The sequence below is a fragment of the Rugamonas sp. FW305-51 genome, from assembly GCF_058786935.1.
In genome coordinates this window covers 105,781-125,371 of sequence record NZ_JBYSZG010000007.1, presented here as the reverse complement: position 1 = coordinate 125,371, position 19,591 = coordinate 105,781, and the positions used below count along the sequence as shown (strand labels likewise).

Annotated in this window: 14 protein-coding genes; 7 read left to right on the top strand and 7 right to left on the bottom strand. The window is 67.6% G+C overall.

From position 1 onward, the window contains the following. Positions 1-6: 6 nt before the first annotated feature. Positions 7-1,020 carry a succinylglutamate desuccinylase gene (locus AC3WOS_RS07680; protein WP_492715291.1) on the top strand — a complete coding sequence of 338 codons (1,014 nt, stop codon included), beginning with the start codon at positions 7-9 and terminating at the stop codon, positions 1,018-1,020. 102 nt (positions 1,021-1,122) lie between these two features. Here AC3WOS_RS07680 and AC3WOS_RS07675 read toward each other — a convergent pair whose 3' ends face one another. Then, positions 1,123-1,665: a glycine zipper 2TM domain-containing protein gene (locus AC3WOS_RS07675; RefSeq protein WP_492715290.1), complete on the bottom strand. Its 543-nt coding sequence runs from the start codon at positions 1,663-1,665 to the stop codon at positions 1,123-1,125. Positions 1,666-1,936: 271 nt separating this feature from the next. Between AC3WOS_RS07675 and AC3WOS_RS07670 the strand changes: the two genes are divergently transcribed. Beyond that, positions 1,937-3,412: an APC family permease gene (locus AC3WOS_RS07670; RefSeq protein WP_492715289.1), complete on the top strand. Its 1,476-nt coding sequence runs from the start codon at positions 1,937-1,939 to the stop codon at positions 3,410-3,412. 348 nt (positions 3,413-3,760) lie between these two features. Here AC3WOS_RS07670 and AC3WOS_RS07665 read toward each other — a convergent pair whose 3' ends face one another. Further along, positions 3,761-4,006 (bottom strand): hypothetical protein, encoded by a 246-nt coding sequence (locus AC3WOS_RS07665; RefSeq protein WP_492715288.1) that lies wholly within the window; start codon positions 4,004-4,006, stop codon positions 3,761-3,763. Between the two features lie 326 nt (positions 4,007-4,332). On the opposite strand from AC3WOS_RS07665, the gene AC3WOS_RS07660 reads away from it, so the two are divergent. Then, positions 4,333-5,838, top strand: a complete 1,506-nt coding sequence (locus AC3WOS_RS07660) for a sensor domain-containing diguanylate cyclase (RefSeq protein WP_492715287.1) — start codon at positions 4,333-4,335, stop codon at positions 5,836-5,838. Positions 5,839-5,886: 48 nt separating this feature from the next. Here the strand turns inward: AC3WOS_RS07660 and AC3WOS_RS07655 are convergent, their stop codons facing one another. The 3 genes from AC3WOS_RS07655 to AC3WOS_RS07645 form a co-directional block, all read right to left on the bottom strand. Then, complete coding sequence (locus AC3WOS_RS07655; RefSeq protein WP_492715286.1) at positions 5,887-6,813, bottom strand: EamA family transporter; 927 nt, start codon at positions 6,811-6,813, stop codon at positions 5,887-5,889. Positions 6,814-6,969: 156 nt separating this feature from the next. Beyond that, positions 6,970-9,192 (bottom strand): FUSC family protein, encoded by a 2,223-nt coding sequence (locus AC3WOS_RS07650; RefSeq protein ID WP_492715285.1) that lies wholly within the window; start codon positions 9,190-9,192, stop codon positions 6,970-6,972. A gap of 297 nt (positions 9,193-9,489) precedes the next feature. Then, positions 9,490-11,166 (bottom strand): M14 family zinc carboxypeptidase, encoded by a 1,677-nt coding sequence (locus AC3WOS_RS07645; RefSeq protein ID WP_492715284.1) that lies wholly within the window; start codon positions 11,164-11,166, stop codon positions 9,490-9,492. 215 nt (positions 11,167-11,381) lie between these two features. Between AC3WOS_RS07645 and AC3WOS_RS07640 the strand changes: the two genes are divergently transcribed. From AC3WOS_RS07640 to AC3WOS_RS07625, 4 genes are all read left to right on the top strand, one after another. Then, positions 11,382-12,203 (top strand): hypothetical protein, encoded by an 822-nt coding sequence (locus AC3WOS_RS07640; RefSeq protein WP_492715283.1) that lies wholly within the window; start codon positions 11,382-11,384, stop codon positions 12,201-12,203. A 280-nt stretch (positions 12,204-12,483) separates the two neighbouring features. Continuing rightward, positions 12,484-14,241: an ABC transporter substrate-binding protein gene (locus AC3WOS_RS07635; RefSeq protein ID WP_492715282.1), complete on the top strand. Its 1,758-nt coding sequence runs from the start codon at positions 12,484-12,486 to the stop codon at positions 14,239-14,241. 23 nt (positions 14,242-14,264) lie between these two features. Continuing rightward, positions 14,265-15,119 carry a phosphate/phosphite/phosphonate ABC transporter substrate-binding protein gene (locus AC3WOS_RS07630; protein WP_492715281.1) on the top strand — a complete coding sequence of 285 codons (855 nt, stop codon included), beginning with the start codon at positions 14,265-14,267 and terminating at the stop codon, positions 15,117-15,119. Between the two features lie 3 nt (positions 15,120-15,122). Next, on the top strand, positions 15,123-16,700 hold the full coding sequence (locus AC3WOS_RS07625; RefSeq protein WP_492715280.1) for a sensor histidine kinase: 1,578 nt from the start codon (positions 15,123-15,125) through the stop codon (positions 16,698-16,700). Here AC3WOS_RS07625 and AC3WOS_RS07620 read toward each other — a convergent pair. Both AC3WOS_RS07620 and AC3WOS_RS07615 read right to left on the bottom strand, forming a co-directional pair. Continuing rightward, on the bottom strand, positions 16,676-17,245 hold the full coding sequence (locus AC3WOS_RS07620) for an NADPH-dependent FMN reductase (RefSeq protein ID WP_492715279.1): 570 nt from the start codon (positions 17,243-17,245) through the stop codon (positions 16,676-16,678). The two genes, AC3WOS_RS07625 and AC3WOS_RS07620, sit on opposite strands and share 25 nt — an antisense overlap. Positions 17,246-17,371: 126 nt before the next feature. Then, positions 17,372-19,525, bottom strand: a complete 2,154-nt coding sequence (locus tag AC3WOS_RS07615) for a S46 family peptidase (protein ID WP_492715278.1) — start codon at positions 19,523-19,525, stop codon at positions 17,372-17,374. Positions 19,526-19,591: the final 66 nt, after the last annotated feature.

The window sequence follows — 19,591 nt, the reverse complement described above, 5'->3', positions numbered from 1 at the left end:
ATGGGCGTGACGGAAACGACATCCTCCGGCGCCCTGCCGGAGGCGGTGCGGGCCCTGGCCGAGGCGGATTTCAGCGCCGTGGCCGGGCGCTTTACGGCCGCCGGCTACACCGTGGCGCAGCCGGCCGACGGCATCCTGACCATCAAGCGTGCCGGCACGCCGGCGCGCGCCAGCGTGCTGGTGTCGGTCGGCGTGCATGGCGACGAGACGGGACCGATCGAAGTGGTGGCCCACCTGCTCGACGCGCTGTCGCGTGATGTCGGGGCGGATGCCACGGCGCTGGCCGTGGACCTGATGCTGTGCGTGGGTAATATCGGCGCCATCCGGGCCGGCAAGCGCTTCATCGACGCGGACTTGAACCGCATGTTCCGCGCCGAGCGGGGCACGCTGGCCGGCACCGCCGAGGCGGCGCGGGCCGACGTGATGATGGCCGCCACCACGGCCTTCTTCGACGGCGCCGGTCCTGTGCGCTGGCACCTGGACCTGCACACGGCGATCCGGCCGTCCGTCTATCCCACCTTTGCCATCGTGCCGGAGCTGATCAAGGCCGGCGCGCGCGGGCAGCTGATCGACTGGCTGGGGGCGGCCGGCATCGGCGCCATCATCATGAATCCGCAGTCGGCCGGCACCTACAGCTACTATTCGTCCGAGCACCACGGTGCGGCGGGTACGACGGTGGAGCTGGGCCGCATCGGCACGCTGGGCCAGAACGACATCGGCCAGTTCGCCGAGGCGGCGCAGGCGCTGGACGCGCTGCTGCGCGGCATGGCGCCCGCGGCGGCCGGACGCCAGCCGCACATCTTCCACACGGCGCAGCAGATCATCAAGCTGAGCGACCAGTTCCAGATGGCTTTCGGGCGCGACACCCAGAACTTCACGGCCCTGCCGCAGGGGGCGGAAATCGCGCGTGACGGCGACACCGTCTACACCGTGCAGCATGCGCAGGAATACGTCGTGTTCCCCAACCCGGATGTGCGGGTGGGGCTGCGCGCGGGCCTGATGGTGGTGCGCGCTGCCTGAGACGGACACGGAACCCCGCCTTTCCGCCTTTTCAAAAACAACAGGGCCGCCGGCGTTTAGCGCGGCGGCCCTGGCGTGAGCGGGTGTAGCGTCAGCGGCGCATCAGCGTTGCGGCTGCTTCTGCTGTTCCTGGATCTGGTTGCCCAGCAGGCCGCCGCCGATGGCGCCGGCGATGGTCGCTGCGGTACGGCCGCGGCCGCCGCCAACCTGGTTGCCCAGCAGGCCGCCGATCACGGCGCCGGCGCCGATGCCCACGTAGTTGGGCGACGCGTTGGCCGGTGCCGGGGCGGGCGCCGGCTGCGGCGCCGACTGGACATGACGGTCATAATCGTCCGCCTGGGCCAGCTGGGTGCTGCGGTGCGGGCGGCTCGTGTGGTGCACGACCGGCTGCGGTGCCGGCTCCGGCTGAAGCTGCGCCTGCTGAACGGCGGCGGGCGGCAGCGGGGCCGAGCCAGGGGCCAGGTCCGAGGTCAGCGCGCTGTTTGGCGCCTGGTTCATGCCGGGGTTGATGTCGCCCTTGGCTTTGGACGAAGGCAGCCAGCCGGCGATCGCCGCCGTGCCCACCAGGCTCAGAACGGTGACCGAAATCGCAGCGCCTGCGATCAGGGGATGAATGCGGCGGGTTACGGTTGGGATCTTTTCCATGTCTGGGCTCCTGGTTGTTGTTGGGTAATGCATTGCGTCAGATTAACGGTCCAGGCCGATTCTATCTATACATTGCGCTGTATCAAAAGTAAGCAACTGTAACGGCGGCGGGAAGGCGGGGGCGTCCGGGCGGAAATTATGTTGTCATTTATACACAAAAATTACTGTATGGGCTGGCGGCAAGAAGCCCTATAATCGCTTAGTTTTTTTGACCGACCATTTCGCCGGAGCGCTACCCGCGCTGCCGATGCAACCGATACAAGGATAGCCTGTGAACCAGACACTGGGCCAGAAACTGACCCGTACCAAACCGGTCGATACCACTCCTGAGCACACGCAAGGCAATAGCGGCAGCGGCCTGAGCCGTTCGATCGGTTTATTTCCCCTGACCATGATCGGCGTCGGCGCCACCATCGGCACCGGTATTTTCTTCACCATGGTGGAAGCGGTGCCCAAGGCCGGTCCGTCCGTCATCCTGTCGTTCCTGATCGCCGCCATCACGGCCGGCCTGACGGCGCTGTGCTATGCCGAACTGTCGTTCCGCATACCGGCCTCCGGTTCCTCGTATTCGTTTGCCTACGCCACCGTGGGCGAGTTTCTGGCCTTCATCATGGCGGCCTGCCTGCTGCTCGAGTACGGGCTGGCGGCCAGCGCCACGGCCATCGGCTGGTCTGACTATCTGAACAACTTCCTCGTCAACGCCTTCGGCTGGCATATCCCGTCGCTGTTGCGTTCGCCCATGATCGTGTCGGGCGCGAACGGCATCGAGTTCCATCCCGGCCATATCAACTTGCCGCCCATTATGCTGGTGTGCCTGTGCTGCTTCCTGTTGCTGCGCGGCACTAAGGAATCGGCCACCACCAACGCCATCATGGTGATGATCAAGCTGGCCATCCTGGTGTTCTTCGTCGTGATCGCGTTTTCCGGTTTCGACTCGAACAATTTCATTCCCTTCTTTAATACCGACAACAGCAAGGGCTTTGCCGGCATGAAGGGCGTGACGGCGGCGGCCGGCACCGTGTTCTTCTCCTTCATCGGTCTCGACACGGTGGCCACGGCGGGCGAGGAAGTGCGCAATCCCCGTCGCAACGTGCCGATCGGCATCCTGGCCGCGCTGGCCATCGTCACCGTGTTCTATATGCTGGTGGCCGTGGCGGCGCTGGGCGCCCAGCCGGCGGCCAAGTTCGAAGGCCAGGAAGCGGGCCTGGCCGTGATCCTGCAGACCGTGACGGGCAAGACCTGGCCGGCGCTGGTGCTGGCGGCCGGCGCCGTCATTTCCGTGTTCAGCGTGACGCTGGTGACCATTTACGGCCAGACCCGCATCCTGTTCGCCATTTCGCGCGACGGCCTGATCTCGAAAACGTTCCAGACCGTCAACCCGCTCACGGCCGCGCCCGTCAACAACACGCTGATCGTATGTTGCGTGGTGGGCCTGGTGGCCGGCTTTGTCGATGCCACCTTCCTGTGGGACATGGTCAGCATGGGTACGCTGACGGCCTTCATCGTCGTCTCGCTGGCCGTACCCGTCATGCGCCGCAAGGAAAACGGCAAGGGCGTGGCCGGCTTCCGGGTGCCGTTCGGCCCCTACGTGGTGCCGGGCCTGAGCATTTTGGCCTGCCTGTACATCATGCGCGACCTGTCGCGCACCACCTTCACCATCTTCACGATCTGGATGACGGCGGCGATCCTGACCTATTTCCTGTACGGCATGCGCAATTCGCACCTGAACGGCGCATCGCGCCGCTGATCAAAAAATGGAAAAAAATGGGGACGTACCCCATTTTGAAAAAATGGGGTACGTCCCCATTTTTTCAGGCGGCCGGACAAAGAAATAGGGGACGTAACACGGTTTTGTGTTACGTCCCCTTTTCATTTGGCCGGAGCCGTTTGTTGCCAGTGCGGCTTATTGCGCGCCGTCTTGCTCGGGCTTGGCACCCAGGTACAGGCGCAGGACGAGGCCCGACAGGGCGATGGCGGCAGGCAGATTTTCGATGATGGTCAGCATAGTTTTACTCCGATTGAGAACCAAGATATAGGCGCAGAACCAGGCCCACGGTTGCCAGAATGGCGGGTAGTAGCGTCAGCACTTGCATGCTCAGCCCCGCGACGCCATGAAGCGCAGTTCGGCCGACAGGTTGGGGGCGATGTGCTCGTAGTCGTCGGCCATGCGGGACAGATAGGTCGCTTCACTGTGGCGCTGCGCTTGCTCGGCCTGTTCGGCCGGATGCGCTTTCACCGCGAACAGGGCTGCCAGCAGACCGCGTGCTGCTTGGGCAACGTTGCTGGCGTAACCGCCGGCGGCATAATCGTTGTAGCTCAGGTTGGTGTGTGCAGTGCTCATGTGAAGCTCCTTTTCGTCCGTTGTTGCAGTGCAGTATAGGACTGATTCAGTAATAAACAAACTTTCGTTTCGTGATGTGGTCCATACAAAATCTGTATATCAATATTTTAGCAATGTAATTTTTACATGCTTTTGGGCAATGAAAAATGCGGGAAAAAGCCTGTTCTCCCTCTGGGAATGGGACTTCGCTGGGGTATGATTACTGTCCAGTTGGCAATAAGATGAAGACGGGGTGATATATGTCCTTGCGTATACGATTTATGCTTGCATTGCTGCTCAGCGGGCTGGCTGCCGTGGCAATGGTGGGTGGCCTGGCATACGTCGGGATGAGCAAAAAGGTGGATGTGATCCGGCGCCAGCAGGCGGCCGAGCACTTTTACACATACCTGAGCGCGTATCTTGAACAGTACGGTAATTGGCAAACCGCCAACATGGCCGAACCGTTCGACCGCTTCGTCCATCGCATGCAGGCCGGCGAACGGCTCAATGCTGCGTCGCAACAAAATTCAGCCGAGTCTGCGCCGCCGGGACAGCCCGCGGGGCCGGGTCCGTTTGACCGTCCACCCTCGGGCGAAGGCCGCCCGGCCGAAGGCGAACCGGGACCGCCCCCGGGTGTGCGGCCCTATCCGCCCGACGATGCGGGACCGGGCATGCGGCCACCACCCGATGGGCAGCCCCGTCCGGGACCGGATTTCGACGGGCCAGGCGGGCGTGCCCGTTCCGGACCGGATGACGCCGCCGGCGGCCGTCCGCGGCCGGGGCCAGGCTACGGCCCTGCCGACGCCCGTGCGCCGGTCGGCGGCACGGAGCGTCCCGGCAACCGGCCGCCACCGCCGCCGGGACGCGGGCCAGGCGGCGAGCCGCCCTTCCATTTCATCGTCGCGGACCAGGACTACAAGGTCTTGCTGGGCGCCGGCGTCTATCGTCCGGGGGAACTGCTGCCCGAGGCCGCACGCAAGGATGCGCGTGCCGTCATGGTGGCGGGCAGGGTGGCGGCCTATATTTCGCCGGAAGGCGTCTTCACGCCCAGCAAGGAGGAATTGCAGTACCTGACGGCCATGCGCGAAGCCTTGCTGGCCGGAGTGACGGGGGCGGCCGTGCTGGCGCTGGTGCTGGGCGTGCTGTTGAGCAAACGCCTGAGCCGCACGCTGAGCAGCCTGACCGATGCCGTGCGCGCCATGCACGGCGGCTCGCTGCTGCAGCGGGTGCCGGTGCACGGCAAGGACGAGGTGGCGGCCCTGGCCAATGCCTTCAATGCCATGAGCGAACAGCTGGCCCGCAGCCACGAGGAACTGAGCGCCTCGCACCAGACTATCCTGGCCCAGGCCGACCAGCTGCGCGAGCTCAGTGTACGCGACGCGCTCACCAAGCTGTATAACCGCCGCCATTTCGACGAACAGGCCACCACGCTGTTCAACCAGGCCGTGCGCCACCAGCGGCCGCTGAGCCTCGTGATCGGCGATATCGATTTCTTCAAGCGCATCAACGACCAGTATTCGCACGCCACCGGCGACGCGGTGCTGCGCCAGGTGGGCGAGATCCTGCGCGGCCACATGCGCCTGACCGACCTGGTGGCCCGCTACGGCGGCGAGGAATTCGTGATCGCCTTGCCGGAGACGGCGCTGCCGCAGGCGGCCGCCCTGTGCGACAAGCTGCGCCACCTGATCGAAGGCTTCCCCTGGAACGAAGTGCAGCCCGGCCTCAAGGTGACGATGAGCATGGGCGTGTATGGCGACCTGGCGGCCGGCACGGCGGAGGCCATGCTGCAGAAGGCCGATGCGCTGCTGTACCGCGCCAAGGAATCGGGCCGCAACCGGGTGTGCTTCGCCTGAGGCGGACAGCAGAACCGCCCGTCACGGTAACGGCGCCTGGCGCCCGTTTCAGGCGCGGGCGGCGTTACCCAGCCAGCGTCCGCCGAACATCACGCACACCAGCGCCGACACGATCAGCGCCGTGCCGGCCCACTGCCAGCCGCTGATGCGGTCGCCCAGCACCAGCATGCCGGCGCTGATGCCCACCACGGGCACGCCCAGGCTGAACGGCGCCACCCGGTTGACGGGATGGCGCTTGAGCAGACCGGTCCACATGGCGTAGGCCAGGATGGTGGCCATCCAGCCCAGGTAGGCCAGCGAGACCCAGGCCCCGGCCGGCGCGGCCAGCCACTGCCAGCGCGTGGCCGGGTCGTCGAAAACCAGCGACAGGGCCACGAACGGCAGCACCGGCACCGTGCTGCTCCACACCATGAACGACATCACGTCGAACTGCGGCGTGGCCTTCTGGGCCCGCCGCACGACGATGTTGGAGGCGGCCCACATGGCGGCCGACGCCAGGCAGAGGATAAAGCCGCCGGCCGTGGTGGCGCCGCCCTGGCCCTGGACCAGGTAGTTGGCGCCGAAGCAGGTCAGGCCCAGCGCGGCCAGCAGCAGCCCGCCTTGCAGGGCGCGGCTGGCGTGTTCCCCCAGCAGCACGAAGCCGAACAAGGCGGTGAAGAACACCTGCGTTTGCAGCACAACGGACGCCAGCGCGGCCGACATGCCCACCTTGAGCGACAGGAACAGCAGGCCGAACTGGCCCACACCCTGGCACAGGCCGTACAGCACCACCCAGCGCGCGGGCAGCTGCGGCCGACGGATAAACAGGATCAGCGGCAGCACGGCGAACACATAGCGGCCGGCGCCCAGCTGGAATGGTGTGAGGGACCGCAGTCCCACTTTCATGGCGATGAAATTGGTGCCCCAGATCAGTACGACGCACAGCGCGGCCAGCAGATCCCGGCCACTCAGGGGGCGGTGGTTGGATGAACTCATCGGGTAATGGTAACAGCGATCGGTACAACGCGCAGGGCACGGCCCCGGCGCGCGGTACGGTGCGGTGCGGCCAAGGCCAAGGCCAGGGCCGGCTTGTCGCTCGCGGGGACAGCGCAGGCGGCGGCACGGCCGCGCCAGGCCGCCTGCCGCGTTACATCACGCCACGTCGCGTACGATCGCTTCGCTGTGGATGATGATCTTGGCCGCGTCGGCCTGCAGCAGGCGGATGCGCCGCTGCACCAGTGGCCAGCCGGACCAGGGGACGGGCGGCGTGGCGCCGCTGCCGGCGCCGGCGGCGGGACCGATCCCCGCGCCGGCAGAGCCGGTAGCGGTGCCGATTCTTGCGCCGGCAGCGGCGCCAGTCCCCGCGCCGGCAGTGGCGCCGCCCTGGCCGTGCCGGGCCAGCGCGGCGTCCAGGATGGCGACCACTTCGCGGTGGCTGTCGCGCAGCTTCGCGTTGACGGCATCGGCCGGCAGTTCGGTGCCGTGGCGGCGCAGGATGGCACGCAGCGCCGCCACGTGCGCCACCAGCAGGTAGTTCTGTACGATGAACAGGTTGATGTCCTCCACCGCGCGCTGCTTGCTGGCCGGTTCGTCGAGCATGCGCACCAGCGCGGCGCTGAGCGCGGCCAGGCTGTCCATCAGCCGCTTGCGCTCGATGCGGTAGGCGAAATCGTCCTTGCCCTTGCCCTGCAACAGATCGAACGATGCCTGCATGTAGCGCAGGTTCACTTCCAGCACCTGGCGGATCAGGCGCGGCAGGCTTTGGTATTCCCAGTTGGCCAGCACGAAGCTGAACGCGGTGGCGACGGCCGCGCCGATGATGGTGTCGACCAGCCGTTCCATGATCAGGTTGCTGTTGCCCGGTGCCAGCAGGTGCATCTGCAGCAGGATCATCACGCTGACGGTGATGGCGGCGTAGCGGTAGCGCAGGTAGATGAAGGTGGGCGTGGCCACCGTGGACAGGATCAGGAACGCCAGGATGGCGGCCGGGTAGTTCAGGTAGCGGATGATGAAGGCCGTGATCACGCAGCCGATCACGGTGCCGACGATGCGGTCGCTGCGGCGCTGCTTGGTCATGCTGAAGCTGGGCTTGAGGATGATGACGATGGTGAGCACGATCCAGTAGCTGTGCGCCGCATACGGCAGGTGCGCGCCCACCAGCAGGCCCACCGAGATCGCCATCGCCACCCGCAGCGAGAAGCGGAACACGGGCGAGTCCCAGCGCAGGTGCGACAGGATCATCCTGAATTCGTACTTCTGCTGCGACAGGAAGGGGCCCATGTCGGCGTCGCTCCAGAACGGCGTGCTGTCGTAGGCCTTCTGGCTGGCCAGGTGCAGCTGGCCTATCATGTGCAGGATGGCCTTGATCTTGTTGCGCTGGGCGCGCAGCACGGCCAGCGCTTCCTGCGCCGGCTTGCCGTCGTCCACCTGGCGCTGCAGGGCGCGCAGCGCGTCCTCGATGGCGGCCAGTTCCGGCTCATAGCTGATCTGCGCGTACGAGGCGCGCTTGCGGGTGATGGCGTAGGCGGCCGATTCGATGTCGCGCGCCGCCTTCCACGCCAGGTCGTGCAGCGTGTTGAGCACGGGCGAATCGGCCAGGTGGGCGCGCAGCTGGGCGTAGTCGGTGTGGGTGGACAGGATCAGTTCATACAGGTCCAGCATGCAGACGTGGATCTGCACCACGATGGCGTCCTTGCGGTCCTGGTGGCTGCGCAGGATCAGGTCGCGCGATGCTTGCTGGCGGTCGGCCAGCAGGCTTTGGTGGCGCACCAGCTTGTTGAACTGCTCCGTGAGGTTGTAGCGCGTATCGTAGAAGTCGGCCTTGATGTCGATGTAGGCGGCCAGTTCGAACAGGGCCTCGGCCAGCACCTGCTGCTTGATGCGGTGACGCAGCAGCCAGGACACGGCCATCGAGTAGGCCAGGTAGCCCACGGCGCCCAGCGTGAACAGGCCGGCGTGGATGAACGACTCGCGCGCCGTCATGTCGTGCTCCATCGACATGGTCATGATGAACAGCGTGGCCAGTTGCAGCGGCATCGACTTCTTCCCGTACACCACCATCATGCAGGCCATGAAGCTGACCAGCACCAGCATCGTCATCAGCAGCCAGCGCACCGGCCCGCACAGGCTGATGAGCAGGGTGACGGCGCTGCACAACAGCACCGAGGCCGACATCTCGTTGAACTTGTGGCGCAGGGGGCTGGGCATGTCCATCAGGGCCGTGCACAGGGCGCCGATGCAGACCGTCATGGCGGTGGCCATGCCGGCGAACTGCAGCGTGATCAGGGTGACGCCCACCAGGCCGGCGGCGAAGCGCAGCCCCAGGTGGAAGTAATGGCTGTAAAAAAACGTGCGCAGGTTGAGTGCGTAATGCATGGCAGTGACCTTGTGGGCAACGGCGGTCCAGTGGTCTGGATACGGTACGAGTTGAGCTACGCGGCGGCGCCGGTGGGCGCGCCGCACGTATCACGCGCGCGCCGGGATCGCCGGCGCTGGCGCGGGTGCCGCAGGCCCGGTTCGGACCTCGCGGCGGCGTCCTGCGCGGGCAGGAGGCGTATGGGGTATTGCATGGCCGGCGCCGTGGCGCGGCCTGCGATGGATGGCGTGGCGGCGCGCGGCCGCCACCTTACCGCCGCCGGCGCCGCCCGCTGCGGGCGCGCCGGCCGTGCGGCGTCAGAACACCGACAGCACCGGGTAGCGGCGCCACTCGGGTTCCGCGTGGCGCTTGCCGTGTTCGAAGATGAAGTCCAGCACCTTCTCCTGGTCGCCCAGCAGCGCCGGGTTGGCGGCTTTCCAGGCGGCGAAGGCGGCCTTCAGTTCCGGTTCCGTCTCCAGCATTTCCAGCGCCAGGTCTTCGAACACATAGTCGGAGTAGGTTTCCTTCTTTTCCAGCACGCTGTTGAAGAAGCCCCAGCGGAAGAAGCTGTCGTGCGCCTGCGGTTCCAGCGTCTCGACGGCGTAGCGGGCGTTGTCCTGGTCGAGCGGAATGTAGTAGTCGCCCGGCTGCGCCGTGAAGCTGCCCTGGCGCGCTTGCACCTGCACTTCGTCGTGGAACATGTGGCCCTCGTAGGCGTGCGGGCGCGACGTCACGGAGGCGATGTGGTAGTACTGCGCCTCGACTTCGGTGGCCGCGTCCAGGCGGCGCATCTCGACGCCGTTCCACTGCAATCGCTCGATCGCTTCACGCCAGGCCTGCGGCACGATGTAGGCCTTGGGCGCGGGCACGACGACGTCGGCCGGGAAGTGGTTGTAGTAGGCGATGTCCTGCTCCCACGGCTGGCCGCGGTCGTACGACAGGCGCATGTAGTTGCCCAGCACACTGGGGCTGCGCTTGGCCGCGTAGCCTTTGAAACGGAAGGTGGACGGGTTTTGCTCGTCCATCTTCCAGCTCACGGGCCAGTGGCTGCGGCGGCGGTCGTGGGCGCGGGCGGCGGCGCGCAGCCGCTTGATCTGCTCGCCGTGGGCGACGGTGAAGGCCAGCGTCACGTCCACCAGGGCGCGCATCGACTCATAGCGGTCGGCGTAGGGCTTGAGCATGTGCGTCTCGGGCATGAAGCCGATCACGTGGTGCAGGGCCGCGAAGCCGGTCGAGAAGCGCGGCACTTCCAGGAATTCGGCGATACCCTGGTCCGGGCTGTCCTTGACGGGGTTGACGTAGGGGCAGGTGGGCCAGCCGCGCGCGTCCATCTGGCCGTAGATGTGGGGCAGCATGGTGTGGCGCAGGAAGGCGCCCAGCTCGCCGCCCAGCTTGTCGGCCTGGGTGTGGATCAGCGTCATCGTGTACGGATAGTCGGCGCCGTTGGAGGTGTGGGTGTCGACCATCACGTCCGGATCCCAGCTGGTGAGCAGCTGGTTGAACAGGCGGGCGTTGAGCGTGTCGCACTTGATGAAGTCGCGGTTCAGGTCCAGGTGGCGGCTGTTGCCGCGGAAGCCGAACTGCTCGGGGCCGTCCTGGTTCACGCGCGACGTGTCGGCCCGGTTCAGGCAACCATCCACGTTGTAGACGGGGACGAACAGCAGCACCGTCTGGCCCAGCGCGGCCAGTCTGGCCGGCTCGAAGCACAGGTCGCGCACCATGGCCATGCAGCCGTCCACGCCTTCCGGTTCGCCCGGGTGGATGCCGTTGTTGTTGAAGAAGACGGTGCGGCCTTCGCGCTTGATCTGGTCGCGGTCGAACACGCCGTCGGCGCTGACCACGCCCGCATGCACCGGCACGCCGCCGTCCGACACGCCGATCTGCTCGAACCGCAGCACTTGCGGGAAGCGCTGGGCCAGTTCCTGGTAGAAGGCGATGCATTCGCTCCACTGGGTGGTCTGGTTGTGGTTGCCTTTTTCGTAAGGCGTGGGCATGGCTGGGTGCATGGCGTCTGGATCTCAGAGGGGGTTGTTCAACACGCGCGCGCTGGATAAGCGCGGCGCCGAGGCCGGAATTGTATCATTCGTGCCTGATTTTTGAGCGGCGACAGCGTGTGGCGCCGCCAGTCCCGGCCCCTTGCGCTGCTTCAAAGGCCATCGCCCGCGGCAGTGCTATTACTGGCTTTTCGTTGCGGCGCGCGGAGGGGGCGATGGGCGGCTGGTATGGATGGCGGATGGTGTGCGTGGTGGGCTTGCTGGCGCTGGGCTGCCGGGTGGGGCTGGCCCAGATCGGCCCGCGCTATGTGCTGGAGTTGCCGGCCCCGCGCCAGGGCGGGGCGGCGCCGGAGCGGGGCAGCATCGCGCTGGGGCCGGACGGGCAGGCGACGATACGGTTTCATGGCCTGACGGTGGCGCTGGCCGGCCCGGACGCCATGCTGCCGCCCGGCGGCCCGGCGGCCGGCATTGCCGACCTGGCCATGCTGTTGCCTGGAGCGACAAGGGCGACGCCAGGGACTGGGGCGATGCCGGCATCCGGCGCCGCCACCAGTGTGGCGCCGGTCCATGCCGATCCGGGCGGGGTGGTGGTGGCTAGCCCGTTGCGGCCGGCGTCGGCGCCTGCCGTGCCGCTAGTGTATGCGGAGTCGCCCGCGTCGCCAATCGGGCGGCAGGAAACGCTGGCCGGCATGGCGCGCCATCCCATGCAGGCGTGGGACACGCTCTACCTGCGCAAGGGCCAGGCGCGGCTGCGGGTGACGGCCATGCCGGGCCGGCCGGGCACGCTGGCGACCGCCGGCTTCATGCTGGAGATAGGCACTTTCCACGCCACCTGCCGCATCTATGTGAGCGGGGCGGTGCTGGCGGCCGGGGAACTGGCCGCGCTGCCCCAGCGCCTGCCCGGCGCGGAGCTGGCGCTGGTGCCGGCCGGCGACGGCCCGGGGCTGACCGTGCTGCGCCGGGCCGGCGGGCGCGACCTGTTCCTGCCGGCGGCCGCGTCGCCCGGGCGCTATGCTTTTCCGCTGACGTGGCGCTAGTGGTTTCCTCCACTCCGGTCCCGGCCCCGGCGCCGGGCCGCTTTCGGTCGCCAACTGTCGCATGGCGCGGCGCGCCGGCGCTGCCGTGCTGCCGGCTTGTTGTTAATCGGCAGGAGCGTGGCGCTGCCGACAAAATATATTCCAACGCGGCATTAAATGCGCTACGCTGATATCGTGACGTTCCGCCTTGCGCGCCGGCCCGGTTGCCGGTGTCGGACGAGGAAGACGGGACGCGGCACACGGTATCCAGGTCGGCGCTGATGGCAGGAAGGGGCTGGTAATGGACTGCAATATGCATGCGTGCGCGCGCTCCCGCCTCCTGCTCCGGGCGCTGGCCCTGGGCCTGCTGGCGGCGGGCCTGGCCACGCCGCCAGCCCGGGCCGACCAGGCCGCCGCGCGGCGCTGGATCGCGCGCGAATTCCAGCCCAGCACCCTGAGCCGCGCGCAGCAGATGGCGGAGATGGACTGGTTCATCGCGGCGGCCAGGCCATTCCGGGGCATGACGGTGCGGGTGGCGTCCGAGCAGATCGACACCCACCTGTACGAGGCCAGGGTGATGCGGCGCGCGTTCTTCGACATCACCGGCATCCGCGTCATCCACGACACCATCCCGGAAGGCGAGCTGGTGGAAAAAATCCAGGCCGAGATGGCCGGCGGCGCCCCCAGCGGCTACGACATGTGGGTCAACGATTCCGATTCGATCGGCGCCCACTACCGCTACGGGGTGACGGTGCCGCTGTCGGACTTCATGCTCGGCGAGGGCAAGGACGTGACCCTGCCCACGCTGGACGTGCCCGACTTCATCGGCCGCAGCTTCGGCACCGGGCCGGACGGCAAGCTGTACCAGCTGCCGGACCAGCAGTTCGCCAATCTGTACTGGTTCCGGGCCGACTGGTTCGCCCGGCCCGAGCTGCGCCGGCGCTTCCAGGCCAAGTACGGCTATGCGCTGGCCGTGCCGCTGAACTGGTCGGCCTACGAAGACATCGCCGACTTCTTCACCAACGACGTCAAGTGGATCGACGGGGTGCGGGTCTATGGCCACATGGATTACGGCAAGCAGGACCCGTCGCTGGGCTGGCGCTTTTCCGACGCCTGGCTGTCCATGGCCGGCACCGGCGACCCCGGCCTGCCCAACGGGACGCCGGTGGACGACTGGGGCATCCGCGCCGTCAACTGCGTGCCGGTGGGCGCCTCGGTGGCGCGCGGGGGCGAGGTGAACGGCCCGGCCAGCGTGTACGCGGTGCGCAAATACATGGAATGGCTGCAGCGCTACGCGCCGCCGGCGGCGCGCCACATGACCTTCACCGAGGCCGGCCCGGTGGCCGGCCAGGGCCAGGTGGCGCAGCAGATCTTCTGGTACACCACCTTCGCCTCGGCCCTCTCGCGTCCTGGCTCGGCCGTCACCAACGGCGACGGCACGCCCAAGTGGCGCATGGCGCCGTCGCCCTACGGCGCCTACTGGCGCCCGGGCGTCAAGCTGGGCTACCAGGACGCCGGTTCCTGGACCATGCTGCGCGGCGTGCCGCTGGCGCGGCGCAAGGCGGCCTGGCTGTACGCCCAGTTCACGGTGGCCAAGAGCACCTCGCTCAGGAAGACCCTGGTGGGCCTGACCCCGATCCGCGAATCGGACATCAATTCGGCCGCCATGACGGCCGCCGCGCCGCGCCTGGGGGGACTGGTGGAGTTTTACCGCAGCCCGGCCCGCACCGCCTGGACCCCGACCGGCATCAACGTGCCCGATTATCCGCGCATGGCGCCGCTGTGGTGGCACAACCTGGGGCGGGTGCTGAGCGGCGAGCGCACGCCGCAGCAGGCGCTGGACCAGCTGGCCGCGGAAATGGAGCAGACCATGGCGGCGCTGGCCGGCGAGGGCAAGATGACGCGCTGCGCGCCACGCCTGGCGCCGCGCCAGGATCCGGCCCGCTGGTACAGCAGCGCCCACGCGCCGCATGCGCCGCTGGCCAATGAGAAGCCGCCCGGCAAGACCATCGACTATGCCACCCTGCTGGAGGCGTGGCAGGACGGCCGGGTGCGCTGATGGGGCCGAACGGGAGGAGCGCGATGCGTCATGGCCTGGCCGCGGTGCTGATGTTGTGCTGGGCGCTGGCGCAGGGTGCGAGCGCGCCCGCACCCGCACCCGCACGCCCACCCGCACCCCTGCGGGTGGGCGTGCTGCCATACCTGAGCCCGCGCACCCTGCTGCTGCAATACGCGCCCCTGCGCCTCTACCTGCAGCAGCAACTGCGGTGCGAAGTGGAGGTGCGCACCGCGCCCGACCTGGCCCGTTTCCTGAGCCGCACCCACCAGCACGGCTACGACGTGGTGCTGACGGCGCCCCATTTCGCCCGCCTGGCCCAGCTGGAGCACGGCTTCCTGCCGCTGACGGCGGTGCGGGCCGACTTCTACGCGCTGGTGCTGGTGCCGCGCGAATCGCCGGCCGTCAACCTGCGCGACCTGCGTGGCCAGGCCCTGCACCTGCCGCACCGGCTCTCGTTCGTGTCGCTCAAGGTGGAGGACTTCCTGGCCCAGCGCGGGGTCGACACCCGCTACGACTTGCGGGCCTATTACTACAGCACCGACAACAACGCCGTGCTGGCGCTGGCCAACAGCCGCAACGGCGCCGCCGCCGCCCAGCGCGCCGTGTTCGACAGCATGCCGGGCGAGATCCGGGACGGACTGCGCATCCTGGGCAGCACCCAGAGCGCCCTGAGCCTGATCGTTCTGGCCGATCCGCAATTGGCGCCTGCGCGCCTGCGGGACTTGACGGCGGCGCTGGAGCGCTTTCCCTATACCGAGGCGGGCCTGCAGTTCTTCCAGACCAGCCATAGCGAATTCGTGCCGGCCGACGCGGCCACCATGGCGCAACTGGACGCGTTCCAGGAACGGCTGCAAATGCGGCTGACGGACGGTCACTGAACCATGCGCTTCCACCTGCACTCGCTGCGCGTCAAGATCATGCTGGCCAGTACCCTGGTCGAGCTGCTGATGCTGGGCTACCTGATGCTCAACACCATGCGCCTGATCGACCAGTCGACCCAGGTCAGCACGGAAGCCGCCCTCAAGCAGACCGTGCCGATGCTGAACGTGGTGACGGCGCCCTATCTGGTGCAGGGCGACTACGCCACCTTGCAGGACAACCTGAACGAAATCCTGGGCGACACGGCGCAGGGCGTGACCTACGTGGTGGTGCGCGACAGCGCGGGGCGGGTGGTGGCCAAGGCCGGCATCGCCGACCCGGCCACGCTGCCGCCGCCCAGCGGCGAGCTGATGCCGGCGCTGCGTGCCGGCCTGGTCCACGTGCAGCGGCCGCTGAGCCTGGCGGGGCAGCAGGTGGGCACGCTGCGCTTTGGCCTGTCAACCCACCTGGTGGTGCTGGCCAGGCAGGCCGTGCTGCGCCAGAGCGGCCTGATCGCCGTGGCCGAGATCGTGCTGACCTTCATCCTGCTCGGTGTGCTCGGCTACTGGCTCACGCGCAATCTGCACGCCTTCGCCGCCAGCAGCCGTTCCATCGCCGACGGACGTTACCATCTGCGCCTGCCGGAGCGGGGCCGGGACGAGGTGGGCACGCTGGCGCGCAATTTCAACCGCATGAGCGAGGCGGTGGAGCGCACGGTGGGGGCGCTGCGGGCCAGCGAACAGCGCTACCGTGAACTCAACGAACAGCTCGAGGCGCGGGTCGAGCAGCGCAGCCGGGAACTGCGCGACGCGATCGACCAGCTGGCCGAGACGGAAAAACTGGCCTCGCTGGGGCGGGTGGTGGCCGGCGTGGCGCATGAACTCAATACGCCGATCGGCAACGTGGTGCTGATGTCATCGACCATGGTCGACAAGCTGGCGGCGCTGACGGCGGCGCTGCAGGCGCGCGCCATGACGCGGGCGGCACTGCACACGGAGCTCGACGACCTGGCCAGCCAGCTGGCGCTGGTGCAGCGCAACGCCCAGCGCGCGGGCCAGCTGATCGAGGGCTTCCGGCGGGTGGCGGTGGACCAGACCAGCCAGCGCCGCCGCCCGTTCGAGCTGGGCACGGTGCTGGCGGACGTGCTCGACATGATGGGGGCGCAGCTGCGGCGGGCCGGGGTGACGGCCACGCTGGCGGTGCCGGACGGGATCGCCATGGACAGCATCCCCGGCCATCTCGAGCAGATCTTCACCAACCTGATCGCCAACTCGCTGCTGCACGGCTATCCGGATGGCGGCGGCGGCCACATCACCGTCACGGCCCGGGAGCAGGGCGCGTGGGTGGAGATCGTCTATCGCGACGACGGCTGCGGCATCGCGCCCGGCAGCGGGCACAAGATCTTCGAGCCGTTCTTCACGTCCCGCCTGGGACAGGGCGGCTCGGGCCTGGGCCTGTTCATCGTCCACAACCTGGTGTACGGGGCGCTGGCGGGGCGCCTCAAGCTGGAAAGCGGCGCGGGACAGGGGGTGTGCTTCACCTTCCATCTGCCCCGCGTCACGCCTGGCCAGGAGGTTCAGGCCGGCCGGGCGTTGGTGTAGACCCAGTGCGCGTAGGCGGCGGCGAACTTCTGCAGGAACTCTCCGGTGCCTTCGCTGGCCAGCTTGCCGCTCTCGTCGAACAGCTTGGCCGCGCCGCCGATGTAGGCTTCCGGCTGCTGCAGCAGGGGCACGTCGAGGAACACCATGGACTGGCGCAGGTGATGGTTGGCGCCGAAGCCGCCGATGGCGCCCGGCGAGACGCTGACGATGGCGCCCGGCTTGCCGCCCCACACGCTGCTGCCGTACGGGCGCGATCCGACGTCGATGGCGTTCTTCAGCGCGGCCGGTACGGAACGGTTGTATTCGGGCGTGAAAAACAGCACGCCGTCGCAGCCCTGCACGCGCTGGCGGAAGGTGGTCCAGGCGGCCGGGGCGACGGCGCCGTGTTCTTCCAGATCCTGGTTGTACAGCGGCAGCTCGCCGATGTCGATGAATTCGAACGCCAGCGTCGATGGCGCCAGCGCCATCAGCGCATTGGCCACCTTGCGGGTATAGGAATCCTTGCGCAGGCTGCCGACCAGAATGCCGATTTTTTTCGCGGTCATCACAACTCCTTCTCAGTGGGTTGAACAGACCATAAATGTAGCGCATTTGGCAATTGCATGTCGCCGGACGAAAAAAAGGGAGCAGGCGCCGGCCTGCTCCCATCGTGCCGGGGCGAGAGGGCGGGTCTATTCGGCGCCCATCTCCTTGAGCAGCTGATCGGCGTGGTCCACGTGCTTCATGTTCCACAGGATGTAGCGCAGGTCGACCTGGATGTCACGGGTGTTGGCCTGGTTGTAGTCCCAGTCCGAGATGATGGAATCGAGCGTGCCGTCGAAGGCCAGGCCGATCCACTCGCCCTTGGCGTTGAGCGCGGCCGAGCCGGAATTGCCACCCGTGATGTCGAGCGTGGCCAGGAAGTCCACCGGCACCGTCTTCAGTCTGGGATCGGCGTACCGGCCGAAGTCCTTGGCCTTGATGGCCGCCAGCTGGGCCGCCGGGGCGTTGAATTCGCCCTGGCCGGTGGCCTTGGCCAGCACGCCGTTGACGGTGGTGAAGGCGGTCCACGCGGTGCCGTCGGCGCCATGGTCGCGGCCTGCGATCCGGCCGAAGGTCACGCGCAGGGTGCCGTTGGCGTCCGGGTACACGGCCTGGCCCTTGCTGTGCATGTAGGCGATCTTGGCCTTCATGTAGTTGGCGTAGGCTTGCTGGAGGTTGCCGTCCAATTCCTCGTCGCTGGCCTCGTCCTGCAGACCGGGGCCGTACGTGGCCACGGCGGCCTTGATGAAGCTGTCGGTGCTGGCCTGGAACTGGGCCGGGGTGCGCTCCAGCCAGGCGCTGCGCTCGGCGGCGTCGCCAAGCTGGCTGCCGGCGTACAACGTGTCGAGCGCGGCGCGCAGGTCGGCCGCGCTCATGCCGTCGTGGATGCCCAGCACGGCGTCGTACGCGGCGTTGCGCTGGGCCTGGGGCTGGGCCGCATATTGGGTCAGCGCGTGCAGCACCAGCGCCTGGTCCACCTTCTCATCGTAGTTGCGCACCAGCGCGGCCACGCTGGCCTTGATGCGCGGCAGGTCGCGCTGCTGGAAGCCGGCCTTGCGTTCGGCGTCCGGTTTGGCGTTCTCGTTGGCCAGGCGGTACAGGGTGCGGGCCGTGTTGAGCAGGCGCGGACGGGCATAGCCGAGGAAGAAATCGCGCTTCGCTTCGGCGTCGCGGCGGGCGATCAGCTGCTCCACGCGCTCGATGTCGGCCGCGTATTCCTGCCGGCGGGCGGGGGCTGCGTTGACCCACGCTTTCAGCGCCGCATGCTCGGCCGTCTTGCGGGCCAGGATGTCGCTGCCGGCGTAGGAGTCGAGCATGCCCTGGCGGTTCTTGAAGTAGTTGTTGGTGCTGGCCACCTGGGCGGCGTATTTCAGGGCCGTGTCCTTGTTGTCCCTGGTCTCGGCGGCGATGATGGCCAGGTTCTCGCCCGCCATCTTGACGTAGGCCGGGTAGCTCCAGCCGAAGGTGAACGCCACTTCCGACGGCAGGCGGTGGCGGTTGGTGCGGCCGGGGTAGCCCAGCGCCATCACGTAGTCGCCTTCCTTCACGCCTTGCCTGGCCAGCTTGAGGAAGTGCTGCGGCAGGTAGGGCACGTTGTCCTTGCTGTAGTCGGCGGCCTTGCCGTCCTTGCTGACGTAGGCGCGGTAGAAGCCATAGTCGCCCGTGTGGCGCGGCCACATCCAGTTATCGGTGTCGCCGCCGAACTTGCCCACGCCGGCCGGCGGCGCATGCACCAGGCGCACGTCGCGGATTTCCAGCTGCTTGATCAGGTAGAACTCCAGGCCGCCGTAATAGGACGATACGGTGCAGCGGTGGCCGGCATCCTGTTCGCAGGCGGCGACCATGGTTTTCTGGTTCTTTTCGATGGCGTCGCTGCGCTGCTTGCCCGTCAGTTTCGCCACATCGGCGCTGATGATCTGGGTCGTGACGTTGCGCACTTCCTTGGTCACGTAGATGCGCGAACCGGGTGCGGCGGGCAGTTCCTGGTCCAGGCTTTTGGCCAGGAAGCCGTTGGCCAGCAGGTCGCGCTGGGGCGTGGAGTTGTGGGCCACGCTGCCGTACACGCAGTGGTGGTTGGTGGCGACCAGGCCTTGCGGCGACACGAACGAGGCCGAGCAGCCGCCCAGGCTGACGATGGCGCCCATGGGGAATTCGGTCAGTTTGGTCAGGCTGGCCGGGTCGAGCTGGAGGCCGGCCGCTTTCAGTTCCCTGGCTACTTGTGGCAGCTGCTGGGGCATCCACATGCCTTCGTCGGCTTGGGCTGCGGCGCTCAGGATGGCGAGCGCGATGAGAGATTTTTTCATTTGGTGGCGAAATTGGACGTTGGGGGGACTGCCGCACGGCCGCGGTGGTGTGCAGCGAGCGTGAGT